General features: G+C 60.0%; 16 protein-coding genes. 7 read left to right on the top strand and 9 right to left on the bottom strand.

Going from position 1 to position 13,135, the window contains the following annotated elements:
• Positions 1–642 precede the first annotated feature (642 nt).
• The 4 genes from EK416_RS02085 to EK416_RS02070 all read right to left on the bottom strand — a co-directional run bounded on the left by EK416_RS02085 (position 643) and on the right by EK416_RS02070 (position 3,748).
• Positions 643–1,692: a hypothetical protein gene (locus tag EK416_RS02085; RefSeq protein ID WP_127075808.1), complete on the bottom strand. Its 1,050-nt coding sequence runs from the start codon at positions 1,690–1,692 to the stop codon at positions 643–645.
• Positions 1,693–2,038: 346 nt separating this feature from the next.
• Positions 2,039–2,464: a hypothetical protein gene (locus tag EK416_RS17635; RefSeq protein WP_164729813.1), complete on the bottom strand. Its 426-nt coding sequence runs from the start codon at positions 2,462–2,464 to the stop codon at positions 2,039–2,041.
• A 385-nt stretch (positions 2,465–2,849) separates the two neighbouring features.
• Positions 2,850–3,404: a recombinase family protein gene (locus EK416_RS02075; protein WP_210210962.1), complete on the bottom strand. Its 555-nt coding sequence runs from the start codon at positions 3,402–3,404 to the stop codon at positions 2,850–2,852.
• A gap of 143 nt (positions 3,405–3,547) precedes the next feature.
• Positions 3,548–3,748 (bottom strand): hypothetical protein, encoded by a 201-nt coding sequence (locus tag EK416_RS02070; protein ID WP_127075806.1) that lies wholly within the window; start codon positions 3,746–3,748, stop codon positions 3,548–3,550.
• Between the two features lie 399 nt (positions 3,749–4,147).
• Here EK416_RS02070 and EK416_RS02065 point away from each other — a divergent pair, with 399 nt between their 5' ends.
• The 5 genes from EK416_RS02065 (at position 4,148) to EK416_RS02045 (ending at position 7,201) form a co-directional block, all read left to right on the top strand.
• The gene (locus EK416_RS02065; protein ID WP_127075805.1) at positions 4,148–4,456 is read left to right on the top strand and encodes a nucleotidyltransferase family protein; all 309 of its coding nucleotides are present in this window, start codon (positions 4,148–4,150) and stop codon (positions 4,454–4,456) included.
• Entirely contained in the window at positions 4,434–4,787 is a 354-nt protein-coding gene (locus EK416_RS02060) for a HepT-like ribonuclease domain-containing protein (RefSeq protein ID WP_127075804.1), read from the top strand. Before EK416_RS02065 ends, EK416_RS02060 begins: the two co-directional genes overlap by 23 nt.
• Before the next feature lie 592 nt (positions 4,788–5,379).
• Positions 5,380–5,685: a nucleotidyltransferase family protein gene (locus EK416_RS02055; RefSeq protein ID WP_210210961.1), complete on the top strand. Its 306-nt coding sequence runs from the start codon at positions 5,380–5,382 to the stop codon at positions 5,683–5,685.
• Positions 5,663–6,019 carry a HepT-like ribonuclease domain-containing protein gene (locus EK416_RS02050; protein ID WP_164729812.1) on the top strand — a complete coding sequence of 119 codons (357 nt, stop codon included), beginning with the start codon at positions 5,663–5,665 and terminating at the stop codon, positions 6,017–6,019. Before EK416_RS02055 ends, EK416_RS02050 begins: the two co-directional genes overlap by 23 nt.
• 618 nt (positions 6,020–6,637) lie before the next feature.
• The gene (locus EK416_RS02045; protein ID WP_127075801.1) at positions 6,638–7,201 is read left to right on the top strand and encodes a threonine transporter; all 564 of its coding nucleotides are present in this window, start codon (positions 6,638–6,640) and stop codon (positions 7,199–7,201) included.
• Positions 7,202–7,205: 4 nt separating this feature from the next.
• Here EK416_RS02045 and EK416_RS02040 read toward each other — a convergent pair whose 3' ends face one another.
• Positions 7,206–7,955, bottom strand: a complete 750-nt coding sequence (locus EK416_RS02040) for an NAD-dependent deacylase (RefSeq protein WP_127075799.1) — start codon at positions 7,953–7,955, stop codon at positions 7,206–7,208.
• Between the two features lie 63 nt (positions 7,956–8,018).
• Between EK416_RS02040 and EK416_RS02035 the strand changes: the two genes are divergently transcribed.
• Positions 8,019–9,077, top strand: coding sequence for a class I SAM-dependent methyltransferase (locus tag EK416_RS02035; protein WP_127075797.1), 1,059 nt, complete (start codon positions 8,019–8,021; stop codon positions 9,075–9,077).
• An 89-nt stretch (positions 9,078–9,166) separates the two neighbouring features.
• A complete protein-coding gene (locus tag EK416_RS02030; protein WP_127075795.1) occupies positions 9,167–9,685 on the top strand; it encodes a ferritin-like domain-containing protein in 519 nt (172 codons plus the stop codon).
• 145 nt (positions 9,686–9,830) lie between these two features.
• Here EK416_RS02030 and EK416_RS02025 read toward each other — a convergent pair whose 3' ends face one another.
• The 4 genes from EK416_RS02025 to petA form a co-directional block, all read right to left on the bottom strand.
• Positions 9,831–10,511, bottom strand: a complete 681-nt coding sequence (locus tag EK416_RS02025; RefSeq protein WP_127075793.1) for a 2OG-Fe(II) oxygenase — start codon at positions 10,509–10,511, stop codon at positions 9,831–9,833.
• A 53-nt stretch (positions 10,512–10,564) separates the two neighbouring features.
• Complete coding sequence (locus tag EK416_RS02020; RefSeq protein WP_127075791.1) at positions 10,565–11,734, bottom strand: Rid family hydrolase; 1,170 nt, start codon at positions 11,732–11,734, stop codon at positions 10,565–10,567.
• Positions 11,735–12,111: 377 nt separating this feature from the next.
• On the bottom strand, positions 12,112–12,288 hold the full coding sequence (locus tag EK416_RS02015) for a YgaP family membrane protein (RefSeq protein WP_127075789.1): 177 nt from the start codon (positions 12,286–12,288) through the stop codon (positions 12,112–12,114).
• Between the two features lie 236 nt (positions 12,289–12,524).
• A complete protein-coding gene (gene petA, locus EK416_RS02010) occupies positions 12,525–13,109 on the bottom strand; it encodes a ubiquinol-cytochrome c reductase iron-sulfur subunit (RefSeq protein ID WP_127075787.1) in 585 nt (194 codons plus the stop codon).
• Positions 13,110–13,135 lie beyond the last annotated feature (26 nt).

Here is a 13,135-nt window from a genome sequence, read left to right as displayed (position 1 = left end):
TCATTCGAAATGAGATGAATCGTTAATGCATCGCATGGGCTTTGTCATCGGCCATGGCCGGCCCCTGACAACGGGAAGCGGTCACCCACTTCTCTAAGCGCTTGGCTTACGGCTTGCGAGAGGTGAGGATGAGACTGTAAAGGCCGCACTCGTTGATGATGGTGTGGTTCGGTTTCCCTATTTCTCCCTACAATGTAGTGGGTATTCTTTCCTTCGGGGTCCAGGCTCCGGCTCGCATTGTCGGATCGAAGCTCTAGCACCTCGCAACGTCCGACAAGACGAACCAAGGCTCCTCCTCGCGGTCGATTATGGCACCGGATGATGATCGAAGTGGAACATTTTCGGCAGGTTGTCATCCATGTCAGTGGCTCCATAAGTCTGCGAAGGCTTCGCCGGTAATGGCCTCGATAGCCCGGATAGAGCGCTCCTTCAACCACTCCTCAGGGATGTCTTGGCGGCCCACTTGCGGCCAAGGTGATCACACCAGTCCTGATTCTTGGCGTTCGGGTTCGAGAGAGGAAACGAATGGCGTCTCTTACGGGTCTTATTGATGGAGGGGGAGGATGTGAATGTTGATTGAGGGTGTGGTGTAGAGGATCCCCCCGGAGGAACATCAATATAGATGGCAGCATGAAATAGCCATCATACACTCACGGTCTTTACCGACACAGGCAAAGAAGCCCCTGCGATCCTTCGAGCCTGTTCACGCATTACTTCCTGAGCCCGGTCTTGCCGAGACATCGCCACTAATAGACCGTCGTGAAGCCCAAGAGCCGGGATATTCTCTTGAACGAGCGCCTGGAGGATGGCAATCATGATCTCGCTTTCGATGAACATGAGCCTGTAGCCGAGCTTTTTCCCCCATGCAGCCTTCAGAACGGGGTGGACCGTCAGTATAGCCTGCTTCGTTCGCCCGACCGTCCAGCCTGCCGGAAGCCTTGCCTCAAAGCCAGCCGCCCTCCCCTCGGGATCGTCGATGGCCTCCTGATCGCTGCCGACACCAACTCCGAGTTCTGCGGGCCACGACAGACGGGGACCACCGTCGAAGAGAAAGCAATTCATGGCGAGTTTGATGCCGCTGCGGTATCCCTCCGCGCCGGGGATGGCATATAGATCGCCGTCAGGCGGTGTCGCGCCGAGCTCGCAATAGGCAAGGCGTGTGAACATGGATCTGTAGTCGAGCACCGCCACCGGCTCGCCATCAATGCGGACTTGTCGCCTCCGGGCGGACTTGAGGTTTTGCCAGAAGCCGCCATATAGGCGCCCTCCCTGGTCGAAGCGAGGCTCCTGGTCCTTCAGAATGACAAAACGTCGACGCAACGTCCTGTCGAAGGGATCGACCCGTGGCTCACCTCCATCGTCGAGGAAGTCGATGTCCGCCTTTTTGAGGAAGAGGTTCAGACTCAGGAGATTTTCCCGATGCAGCGTCGTAAGCGCGTCGTCCTCGTACTCAATCGGCTCCCTGATCTTGCTTTCAGAACTCGTCCGGGTGTTCCGCGTGAGGTGGACGAGTTCCTCCGCAACGTCGCGCCCGAAGTCCCCGAGGGTTACACCGAACTCCTCAACCTTCCGCGCGAACCAGGCCGTCGGCTCGATGGAGGAGGCCTCCCCGCGCCGTACGGTGGGCGCATGGACATACAGCATATCGATCGCATCGAAGGCGTTGATCAGCGGTGAGAGCGTCTTTCCCATCACCGGGCTGTCGTATCGTGTTCGTCCCTTTCGTCCATTGCCGAGCTTGACCGCGATACGGCCCGAAGGCGGCGGGAGCAGAACCGCATAAGCGAGATTGCACACGATGGCTTCGACACGGGCCTTATGGTGGGCAAGATCGAGCGGCCGCCTCGACCTCACCCTCATACCCGTGTGATTTTCATGGAAGTCGATGAAGCTGAGTGTTCGATCCACAAGAGCCTTCAGCCCGTCGCCGTCGGCCCTCAGCCAGGCGTCAAACCAGCGGTGGCGCTGAGGCTGCGGGGGTTTGGGTTTTCGACGTGGAGAATGGGCCGTAGCGTTCGATTGCACCTCTTCCATCATCTCAAACAAGCTCCTGAAGTGCCACGTGCAGCTTCTGCCGTTCGGAAGACTGACGGTCGGCCTCCTCCTTCTCGAGTCTCGCGATGTGCAGCCCGCCTATGCCGAGCGTCTCGGCGAGCCAGCGCCCCATCAAAATCGAAGCGCGCAGCGACAGGTCACGATAGGTCCGCTTCACGCGCCCCGTCGTGTGCACGTAGCGCTCCCCGTAGTTCATGTCTGTGAGCGCCCTGACGCGCCTGGCTAGCTGGACCCAGAACGCCTCATCGGAGACGAAGGCATGAGGTTCGAGCTCCCAAAGCACGACCATGGCAAGCGTTGTCTCCACCACGGTACGAGCAGGCACGTCTTCAGCAAGCTTCAGAAGCTCACAGGCGGCCAGACGCTCGACCTTTGAGATTGGCGTGCCCGCACGATAGCGCGCCGTCATGGCCTCTGAAGTGTCCCTGAGGGCCAGCCAGCGCGCGTCGAGGATCGCCCAGGCGTCGCTATGGGGGTTTCTGGCGATCCGTTTCCGGACCCTGTCGAGAAAGGGCTTAAGCCTTGTCTTGGTGATGGCAGGCTGTGTCGCCGCGCCATGACGGCGTGCTCGCGCCTTATGTTGATAGCAATACCGCGAGAACCGGGACGCGGCAGGGCGGCCGCAGCCCCGCACGATGCATGTGTGGTGCAATGATACCTCTTTAGTTGTGACCGTGAGTGAGAGGACGGGCGCGGAAAGATTCCCGGCGTGAAGGGGCAAGGCCCTGCCCCCTACCTCTATATCTTCGTTCAATCTCCGTTAGCGAATGCCCGCAGCCTCAATGGGCCGTTTTTCAATTCGTGTTATCCTTTACTACCCTGTAGACACTTGCACGACCGATCCCGAGTTGCTTCGCGATCTCGGTCGCGCCCAACCCCTCCGACTTCAACGCCCGCACCTTGTCTGCATCGATGTCTGGCTTTCGGCCCTTGTAGACGCCCCGTTCCCTCGCGGCTGTTATCCCTTCCATTTGCCGCTCACGGCGCAGGTTCGTCTCGAACTCGGCAAACACGCCCAGCATATCGAGAAATGCCTTGCCGGCCGCCGTCGAGGTATCGATTGGTTGTTCGGTGGCCTTGAGGTGCGCTCCTCTGACCGTCAGGTCGTGAACGAGGTTTTGAAGATCTCTTAGACTGCGGGCAAGGCGGTCGATGCGTGTCACGACGAGAGTGTCGCCGGGGCGCAGGAAATCCATGATGGTCGACAGTTCAGAGCGGCCGTTCAGGCTTTTGCCTGACGCCTTCTCGGCGCGAACGACCGTGCATCCGGCCGCCTTCAGGGCCGTCTCTTGAATGCTCAGGTCCTGGTCGATGCTCGAGACGCGTGCATACCCATAAAGTGCGCCCATAATGTCCTCCGGAATGTCTCGATTGAGTCTAGACCTTAGCATAAAGGTGTCTCGAAAATCAAACATCGACTCAAATGAGACTTAAAAACTGTCTCATGGCAGCGTATCGCCGAGGTATACCCAACCGATACGGCGATTCCCGCTCAGTGCGTGTCCACCCTTACGCCAAAGGGAGAGATCCGGGTCTCGTCCGTTCCGTCCTCCCACAGGATCAGCAATCGGGCTTTTCGCTTGCCGCTCGCTCGCGCTCCGCCAATGACGCATCCCTTACGGCCTGTCTTCTCGTCGACGACGGCAACCCCTTGTGAGACCCAATCCTCGAAAAATGCATCATCAGTAGCCATTTGCGCCTCCTTCGTATCGCTTCGACTCCACCGCAGTCCGCACGATCCTCCGGCCGCGCTCCATGGGGAGGGCACGACAGGGAAAGCGCGGGCGTTGGGGCTGTGGGTCGGCCGGAAGCTTATACTTGAGCATTCTTCTGGAGACGGCAAGAGCTGGCCATGCTGACCTCGAGGGTGAGCCTTAGTTCTCTGGGCAACGCTGTGGTCGTCAGGCATGAAGCATCGCCTCGAGGCCCCCCACGGGGGGGATTTCTGCGCCGGTCGAAAGTCCAACCCCGGTTTCGACGGGTGCGCCAAAACATCCGGTCCCTTCTCCAAGCTTGGCGCTGACAGGGCACATGGGCTGCCAGCCTGCTGCGGACCTTTCCTGTAAACCTGTGGTGCGCTATATTGCTGTCCATGGAGAAAGGCCTTGTCCTTCAAAGACTGCGCGATCAGGAGGCCGAGCTGCGCGAGTTCGGCGTGAAGAGCCTGTCTGTGTTTGGATCGGTGGCACGCGGCGATGAGAGCGACGAGTCCGATATCGACCTTGCTGTGATCTTCGACCCCTCGCAAACGCCACGCGGCCTTGCCTATTTCGGGCTTCTGGAGCGCTTGCAGGGGCGGCTTGCGGAGACATTGGGGCGCGATGTCGATCTCGTGCCTGAACCTACGGCCAAATCATCTCTCCAGAACGAGATAGACCGTGACCGCGTCGTCGCGTTCTAAGACCGCACGAAACCTCGCTCAGGTCGTCGAGAACATCGACGCCATCGAGACCTATGTCGCAGGTCTCGATGAGGGCAGTTTCCTGACCGATGCAAGGACGCGAGATGCCGTCGAGCGCTGTCTTCAAAGGCTCATCGAGGCCCTCGATCGTATCCGCAAGCGCGGCGATGAAGGCGTTATTCCCGGCTTGCCATGGGCGGGCATTCAGGGCCTCGGCAACCGCCTTCGGCATGAATACGACGCCATAGACGGCGCGCAAATCTGGGCGATCGTAAAGGAGGATTTACCCTCCCTCAAAACGTCAGCGCTGAAAACTCTGGAGGGACTTTGATAGCACCTTTGGGCTCCCCGAAGCGGCGATCTTCGGCCTTGCTAATGGCACCGATTTGTGGCACACAAAAATTCACCTTGGCCGAATTTTATGGTGCTAATTCAATGAGTTGAAGTCGCACCCAGCAAGTCCTCTTCTGGGCACCATCGTGACTTCAAGTCCTTAAAAACACTCAAGAAATTGGCATCGTTGGTCTCCACCACGGTGCGCGAAGGCACGTAGTCAGCGAACTTCAGAAGCTCACAGGGGCCAGACGCTTGCACGACCTGTCCCGGAGTTGTTTCGCGATCTCGGTCGCGCCCAACCCCACGGACTTCAACTAATGGGGCCATAATTGTCCGATTAGCGGCGTCGCTGGCGGTTGCGTGCGGGGCGGGTCCTGGTCGCACGGATGCCTTACTGGAGGATTTTCGCACTGCCGGAGAGTCCGACCCCATCTTCCAAGAGTTCAGCAAAACATCCGGACCTTGTGCAAGCATCGGGCATTTAGGTCGCCGCGACCTCACAGGTAGGCGAGAACTACTCATTCTCAGTCAATGCCCTCGTCGTGCTCCTTTTCTACAAATCCTCCGTGCGCTATATTGCGCGCATGATGAGAGGTCTTGTCCTTAAGAGGCTGCGCGATCAGGAGGCCGAACTGCGCCAGTTCGGCGTTAGGAGCCTGTCTGTGTTCGGATCGGTGGCGCGGGGCGATGAGAGTGACGTGTCCGACATCGACCTTGCTGTGACATTCGACCCCGGGCAAACGCCACGCGGCCTTGCCTATTTCGGACTTCTGGAGCGCTTGCAGGGGCGGCTTGCGGAGACTTTGGGGCGCGATGTCGATCTCGTGCCCGAACCTACGGCGAAACCCTCTCTTCAGAACGAGATCGACCGTGACCGCGTCGTCGCATTCTAACACCGCACGCAACCTCGCTCAGGTCGTCGAGAACATCGACGTCATTGAGGCCTATGTCGCAGGTCTCGAAGAGAGCGCCTTCCTAGCCGACGCAAAAACGAGAGATGCCGTCGAGCGCTGTCTGCAACGGCTCATCGAAGCCCTTGATAGGATCCGCAAGCGCGGCGATGAAAACATCATCCCCGGCTTGCCATGGACAGGAATTCAGGGCCTCGGCAACCGCCTGCGTCACGAATATGACGCCATAGACGGTGTCCAGATCTGGGCGATCGTAAAGGAGGATCTACCCTCCCTCAAAACGGCAGCGTTGAAAGCTCTGAAGGGGTTTGGATAACACCTTCGGGTTCCCAAAATCAGGCGATCTTCGGCCTTGCCATGGCACCGATTTGTGGCACTCAGAAATTCAGCTCGGCCGACTTTTATGCAGTAAATTCAATAAATTAATATTGAACCCAGCAAATCCTTTCTGGGCACCAGCGTGACTTCAAGTCACTAAAAATACTCAAAGAATTGGCATCGTGAAGGTTCTGGTCGCCCCACTGTGACACACGACGCTATTTGTGAACCGTCCGATGCAGCGAGTTGGCTCTTCTCTCATCCAGTTCCGTAAGCGTGTCCGGCCCGCAGCCACTCACCAGGAAGCAATGCGTCACACTCTCGGGGCTCCTATACGAAGCTTTCGGTTGCCCGCACGCGAACCACAGCGCGCCCGCGCAGGAAATCACGAAGTGGTTCGACACGAATTGCCATGACACGGTGACGCTCGCCGTGCGTCAGCCGATAAGGCTTCCGTTTCTGGCGGTGCCGGACATACCCCCGTATGGTATATTTCATCGGCGCGGCGTTCGCGAAGACGTGTGTTGTCATCACCCCCAACCTGCGGTTCTATCCACGCCTGGGCACGGTTTCGAACCCGCCCTCATCGCCAAGTATGCCTTCAATCGGGGGAGGAATGGTCACAGCGGCCTTCGTGGCGACATCGGCCATGGTCCTTCTTATGCCGGGACCGACCAACACGATGTTGGCGGCGTCCGGCGCGACGCTTGGATGGCGCAAGGCCGCGCTCCTGCCCGTGGCCGAAGCGATGGGCTATGCGGTCGCCATCTCGATTTTTGCCCTTTTTGCCTCGATCGCGAAGAACGACGCTGCGGCTATGACCGCCCTCAGGCTTGTCGCCGCGGTCTGGCTGCTCCACACGGCGCTCCATTTGTGGAGGACGCCCTTCGCAAGCGCTACGACGCGGCCGCGCGAAGCCTTCGCCCGTGTATTCGTGACGACGCTGCTCAATCCAAAGGCCATGCTCGTCGGAACCGTTCTCATCCCTGCCGACGCCGCAATGACGAGTCTGTGGATTGCCACGTTTGTCTCTCTCTCAACGCTGGCCGGCTATGTGTGGATGCTCGCGGGCTCCCTCGTTCCGTTCGGGCTTCGGCGGCACGCATACAAAGCGACGTCCGTCATCCTTGGCGGATTTTCGATTGCGGCGGCGGCTGGCGCATTTGTGCCAGGCGTTTAGCCGGTCACGCCGACCGCGCAGCGGCAAGCAGGCGCTCAACATAGGCGGGTACGACCTCGGTAGCCGGGCCGTGGATCGCGTCAATGAAGCGGCTGATGCCGTGCGAGGGCTCGAGATTGAGTTCCAGCGTATGCGCGCCGACGCGAAGCGCCTCCTCCACGAAACCGGCGGCGGGATACACCGTCCCGCTGGTGCCGATGGAAATGAACAGCTCGCAACCGAGAATCGCCCGATAGATGCGCTCCATCTGGTAGGGCAGTTCGCCGAACCAGACGACATCGGGACGCAACACCCCGGTTCGCCCGCAGGACGGGCAGACGCTTTTCAGCGTGATGTCATGATGGATCGCGTGGCGCGACGCGCAGGCCGAACACAGCGCCTTCATGAGTTCCCCGTGCATGTGCACGAGCTTTTTCGAACCGGCCATCTCGTGCAGCGGATCGATGTTCTGTGTCACGATCAGCACGTCGCCGGGATACTCCGCTTCGAGGCGTGCGAGGGCCCGATGCGCCGCGTTGGGCTGAACGTCTGCGTTCTGCCTGCGCCGCTCGTTATAGAATTGCAGCACGAGCTTCGGGTTGCGTTTGTAGCCCTCGGGCGTCGCGACCTCGCGGTAATCGTATTGTGCCCAGATGCCGTCCTTGTCGCGAAAGGTATGGAGACCCGATTCCGCCGAAAGCCCCGCGCCTGTCAGGATGACGATGTTGTTATAGCGGGTTCGCGTTGAAGCGCCTCCCCTTGACTTGTGCGGCATGCCCAACCCACCTCAATCATCACAGCGGTGTACAAGACTAACCGATTTTCCGCAGGAGATGACATGTCAAATCGGCTTGAAGGGGTCGCGCATCTTGCGGGGCAGACGCTTCGGACGGTGAGCTATGCCGCGCTCTACCGGTACACGACGCGGCGTTCGCTTGCGCTGGGCGCGGACGTCGACAAGGTGCAGCTTACGAGACCGGCGCCTGGCCTTTTTCCGCTGGTGCAGGACGTGCTGAAGCTTCAGGCCAAGGACGCCAAGGCGGTCGCGAACGGGCTTTATCCCATCCCGCTGGAAGAAAGCGGCTCGTTCGCCGAGCGGATCGAGGCGGTGCGCCGCATGCTCGACGATTTGCCGAAATCGGCGGAGCGGCGCGCGGAGAAGCGGTTCGACGAGGCGGCGGCGCTGCCGGAGGCAGAGGGGCTGCCCGGTTATTACACGCAAAACTTCCATTACCAGTCCGGGGGCTGGCTCACGGACGATTCTGCGAGGCTCTACGACATTCAGGTGGAGACGCTGTTCATGGGGGCAGCGGGCGCGATGCGTCGGCAGGCTATTCCTCCCATCGCCGAGTTCGTGAAGGGCCGCGACCAGCGGCAGCTTCGACTCGTGGATGTCGCTTGTGGAAGCGGCCGCTTTCTTGGGCAGCTCGCGCAGGCGTTTCCCGCGCTGCCGATGACCGGCACCGACCTGAGTCAGGCCTATCTCGATGAGGCCGCGCGCTTCCTCAGCGATAGACGAAATATCGTATTCCGTCAGGCGAACGCGGAAACCCTGCCATTCGAGACCGCCAGTTTCGACATCGCAACGTGCATCTACCTCTTTCATGAATTGCCGCGTGACGTACGCCGCCGCGTGACGGGGGAGATCGCCCGCATCCTGAAGCCCGGAGGCCTGTTCGTGTTCGTCGACTCGATCCAGTGGGGGGATGTGGACGGCTATGACGGCCTGCTGGAAGCCTTCCCGCAGCGCTTCCACGAACCCTACTTCCTCGACTATTGCGCCGACGATCTCACCGGCGCCGGCGGAGTATTCGCCGATGCGGGTTTCGAGATTTGGGACGCCTTCCCGGCCTTTTTGTCGAAGGTTGTCGTCTGCAAGAAGAAGAGCGCAAGCTGAAGGCCAATTTTATTTTCGTCCGTATTCGCATAAGGGAACATGCGCTCGCCGGTGTCATTGTCATGGAAAGACAGAATGGAGGTATTACCATGGCAGAAGACGCAGAACGCGCAAAAGACGTTTTCATTACCGGCCTTCAAAATGCACACGCGCTCGAAAATCAGGCTCTGGAACTGATGAACAGGCAGGTCGAGCGCATCGAGAACTATCCGGACATCAAGGCTAAGCTGCAACAGCATATCGACGAGACGCACGGGCAAATCGAGCGGCTGGAAAAGATCCTCGAACAGCGCGGGCAGAGCAGATCGGTTTTGAAGGATAATCTTCTCTCAATCACCGGCAACATGGCCGCGATAACGCACGCTTTCACGCAGGACGAGATCATCAAGAACTCGATTGCGAACTTCGCGTTCGAGAATTTCGAAATCGCGTCCTACAAGTCGCTGCTGGAGCTTGCCGACCTCACCGGGCAGGCAGAAGCGAAGCAGCCGCTTGAACAATCGCTGCGTGAGGAAGAGCAGATGGCTCTGTGGCTCGATCAGCACCTTCCGCAGGTGACATCGACCTACCTTCACCGCTACGCGGCGAACGAGAAGGCCGGGCTTTAGCACGCTGCCGCTTCCTGTCCGGTTTGCCCGGATAGAGCCTGAAGCGCGCTTTCTTCATGGAAAGCGCGCTTTGGATATGGGGGATTGGCCTTGCCGAGGGGGTTGTGCGGTCCGACACTTCGATATCGCACCCTCGAAGGCCGGATTACCCGAGCGTGATCGGCTGGTCCGGAAAGGCGAGTTGATCCCTGTCGCGCCATGTCGGGCTGACATAGTTGATTTCCATCAGACGGCGGACGCCGTAGATCGGGCGCGGTTCGAAACCGTGCCAGCTATGCGGGCCAGAAATGAAAATGACCGCCGAGTTGAATTCCGCCGTCCCGCGCCCGCACCACTGCTTGTCGTGATCGTAGATATCCGTGCCCCAATCCTTCGCGAAGGGACCGGTGCAAAGGTAGATCACCATCGAGAACAGCTTTTCCTTGATATCGCGGTGCGGCTCCAGCCACATGCCGTCGAGATCCTGGATGTATTCCATACGCAGATAAGCGCCTTCGACGTTCACGTGGCAGGTCTCCGCGAACTGGCGCGCGACGAGGCGAGACTGCATCGCGTCGCTCAGCACCGACATGGCGGGGAAAAGTTCGCGCATCTTCGGCGTGAAGAAGATGCGCTGATTGTTGAAGGTGTCGCGTGCGCCCTTGGTGTCGATGGTGACGACCGGTGGCGCGATCGGAAGCGTGAGTATCCCCGTGCACATGGCTTCCGGCAGACAATCGAGGACGCGCCAGCGGCGATAGGGTTCTTCGATTATGTCGGGCCGCGAAAGCGCGAGGGCAAAATGCTCCGCCACCTCGGACGGTTCTGGAAGGAGGGGATAGGTCATCGGCACGTTCTCCCTTTGCATGCGTTACTTTTGCTTTTGCCTTCTCCGATTGTTCAGAATGCCGGCAGCGAGCGATTGTTTTCGCTGACTGCGGCAATCCCCTCGATTTCGACAAGCCACTCCGGGCGGCAAACCGGCCCGTGGACGACGACGGCGGGCACATCGGGGAAGCTTTCGCGCAGCATGCCGCTTATGCGCGGGTAGTCCGACGCGTCGCGCAAATAGACAATCAGATGCTGCATGTCGTCACGGGAGGCGCCCCCCGAGCGAAGGAGCGCGTCGACGTTCGCGATGGCGCGGTCGAGTTGACGGCATACGTCGCCGGGATGCAGCACGCGTCCCCTTCGGTCGATGCTGGCGGTTCCGGAAATATAGAGATGAGCGCGGTCGGCGAAGGCGATTCTCGTGCCGCGTTCGAAGGTGACACCGTAGTCTTTCGTCGCGCACAGCATGTCGAAGTCGTTGAGATAGGAGACCTGCCCCGGTTCGAGGTCGAGGAGCGACAGAGCGTCCATCGAAACCACCTCATGGCGGTTGGGCGAACCGCCTTCGATCCCGGTGCTCGCGATATAATGCGTCTCGGCGGTGAGACCGGCGCGCTCGAACAACTCCCGCCGCGCCGTCACCATTCCCTGGTAGAACACGTCCGCGTTGCGCAGATAGATCCATGTGCGCACGCAGTTCGCCGCGAGAGAGCCGCCGAGGCCGTGCAACGCGTCGGCGAGCGTCGCGAAAATGGCATTCGTCTGTTCCGCCGCGTCTGGCTCAGGGTTGGACGGAAGCGAGCCGAGCCCCGCGCTCCAGAAGTGGCGGCGGCCGTTTCTCGTGACGAGCACGTGCCGCGCTGCCAGCCGCGTCTTCGTCATCGGCGCCTTGCTGTTGATGTGATAGGCGAGGAGCGCGATCTTCCCGCCGGGCAATGGAGGTTGCTGCACGATGGAGGTGGCGACGGGATTGCCGCACCGATCCGCTGCCAGATCGCTGTCCTTGACGAGAGCGGTCTGATTCAGCGCGTCACTCAGAAAGAGACGCCGGAACACGGCGCTGCCCGCGTCGAGGCCGAGCGACTTCTGAACGTCCTCATAAGCGGCTTGCATGTGCCGCAACTGGGCTTCGAAAGCGAGATGACCCGGCGGCACGATGACGATCTGGTATTCCTCGTCGCCATCATCGCCGCAAAACCGCTTGAAGCTGACGCCGTCCCTCGCAATAACCTTCAACATGCCTTCTCTCCCGCCGCCGGCAGCATCGGCGGCCGAGGCAAAAAATCGCTGTCGCACGCACTCTCAAGAAAGCTGGGCGGTGAAGTTCTCACGCCTTAACAGCATGACTCTGTTTGCTGTTGCCATTCTTCATGGCTAGGAGGATCGGCTTGCGGGGGGCTTGTGCGAGGAAGGCGCGAAGCTGTTTTGCGCATCCTTTCAACAGCTCTTTCGGGAAACGGCCGTGAGCGGCCAATCGAAGATCCTGCGTCTCGTCAGGCAACCTCGTCGTTGAATCAGAATGTTACCGATGCAAAAGGGCGCCGAGCCGGTTTCGGCGCGACGCCCTGGGCGTGACGGAAATCAGAGGACCCTTGCGGAGCCTTTCCGCCGTCGCGTCAGGTTCTGATCCCGAGCAGGCGGTAGGCGGGGCAGAAACCGATAAAGGCGGTTGCGAGCGGAACGACACCGAGCCAGCCCCAGGGCGTCTGCGGTCCGACGTAGACGAGCGCGATGAGACCAAGGCCCACGACGATCCGCAGGATGCGGTCAAGTCCGCCGACATTGCTTGTCATGTAAAATCCTCCACATTTCTTGATGCTGTCTGATGGGGGGAGGCTAGGCGTTCCCTTGCTGCGGGTCTGTGACTTAGTCACGGGAGCGAAATTTATCGCTCTTCTTGCGATTGCGCCCATTTTTGCGGATCAAATTCCCGCCCGAAATCAAGACCGGTTCGATCAGATGACGCGCAGCCTGATCCAACCGGTCTCCAACCTTGCGAACGCATGCTCGGAGCGATACCGCTCACGTGTCAGCCGAGCTTGATCTTCGTGTCGCCGATGAAGTCATAGGGCGGAATATCGAGGTTGCGCGGCGCGGGGCCTCCACGGACGCGGCCGGCCGTGTCGTAGATCGAGCCGTGACAAACGCAGAACCAGCCGCCATAAGGCCCGCGCGGGTCGCCGGGGTTCTGACCCTTCGGCACACAGCCGAGATGCGTGCATATGCCGATGGCCACAAGCCAGTTTTCCTTGCCGGGCTTCGTGATGTTGCCGTCGGTCGCGGGGATCTCCGCGGTGCTGCCAAGGATGCGCGCCACGGGATCTTTCAGATCGCTGACGGCCACGTTCTTCGCCTTCTCGATTTCTTCGGGCGTCCGGTTCCGCACAAAAACGGGCATGCCGCGCCACAAAATGGTGATGGCCTGGCCGTTCTGGATCGGAGCGAGATCGACTTCGATTGTCGCCAGAGACAAGGCGGACGCATCGGGGTTCATCTGGTCGACCAACGGCCAGAGCGCTCCCGCTGCACCGATCGCGGCAAACGCGCCGGTGGCGAGATAGAGAAAATCGCGGCGCGATACGTCGCCTCCGATATCTTCAACAGTCGCGTTCATCAGAGCGACCCTCCTTCTCGAATGAA

Origin of the sequence: Rhodomicrobium lacus (assembly GCF_003992725.1) — a bacterium.
GTDB classification, from domain to species: Bacteria; Pseudomonadota; Alphaproteobacteria; order Rhizobiales; family Rhodomicrobiaceae; genus Rhodomicrobium; species Rhodomicrobium lacus.
This window is presented reverse-complemented; position numbering and strand designations above follow the sequence as displayed.

Bases quoted from the DNA above. Each gene is read 5' to 3' on its own strand.
- EK416_RS02035 (WP_127075797.1), top strand. From the start codon at position 8,019: ATGTCAAATCGGCTTGAAGGGGTCGCGCATCTTGCGGGGCAGACGCTT.
- EK416_RS02025 (WP_127075793.1), bottom strand. From the start codon at position 10,511: ATGACCTATCCCCTCCTTCCAGAACCGTCCGAGGTGGCGGAGCATTTT.
- EK416_RS02085 (WP_127075808.1), bottom strand. From the start codon at position 1,692: ATGGGAAAGACGCTCTCACCGCTGATCAACGCCTTCGATGCGATCGAT.
- EK416_RS02020 (WP_127075791.1), bottom strand. From the start codon at position 11,734: ATGTTGAAGGTTATTGCGAGGGACGGCGTCAGCTTCAAGCGGTTTTGC.
- petA (WP_127075787.1), bottom strand. From the start codon at position 13,109: ATGAACGCGACTGTTGAAGATATCGGAGGCGACGTATCGCGCCGCGAT.
- EK416_RS02070 (WP_127075806.1), bottom strand. From the start codon at position 3,748: ATGGCTACTGATGATGCATTTTTCGAGGATTGGGTCTCACAAGGGGTT.
- EK416_RS02030 (WP_127075795.1), top strand. From the start codon at position 9,167: ATGGCAGAAGACGCAGAACGCGCAAAAGACGTTTTCATTACCGGCCTT.
- EK416_RS02015 (WP_127075789.1), bottom strand. From the start codon at position 12,288: ATGACAAGCAATGTCGGCGGACTTGACCGCATCCTGCGGATCGTCGTG.
- EK416_RS02065 (WP_127075805.1), top strand. From the start codon at position 4,148: ATGGAGAAAGGCCTTGTCCTTCAAAGACTGCGCGATCAGGAGGCCGAG.
- EK416_RS02075 (WP_210210962.1), bottom strand. From the start codon at position 3,404: ATGGGCGCACTTTATGGGTATGCACGCGTCTCGAGCATCGACCAGGAC.
- EK416_RS02045 (WP_127075801.1), top strand. From the start codon at position 6,638: ATGGTCACAGCGGCCTTCGTGGCGACATCGGCCATGGTCCTTCTTATG.
- EK416_RS02055 (WP_210210961.1), top strand. From the start codon at position 5,380: ATGAGAGGTCTTGTCCTTAAGAGGCTGCGCGATCAGGAGGCCGAACTG.
- EK416_RS17635 (WP_164729813.1), bottom strand. From the start codon at position 2,464: ATGACGGCGCGCTATCGTGCGGGCACGCCAATCTCAAAGGTCGAGCGT.
- EK416_RS02040 (WP_127075799.1), bottom strand. From the start codon at position 7,955: ATGCCGCACAAGTCAAGGGGAGGCGCTTCAACGCGAACCCGCTATAAC.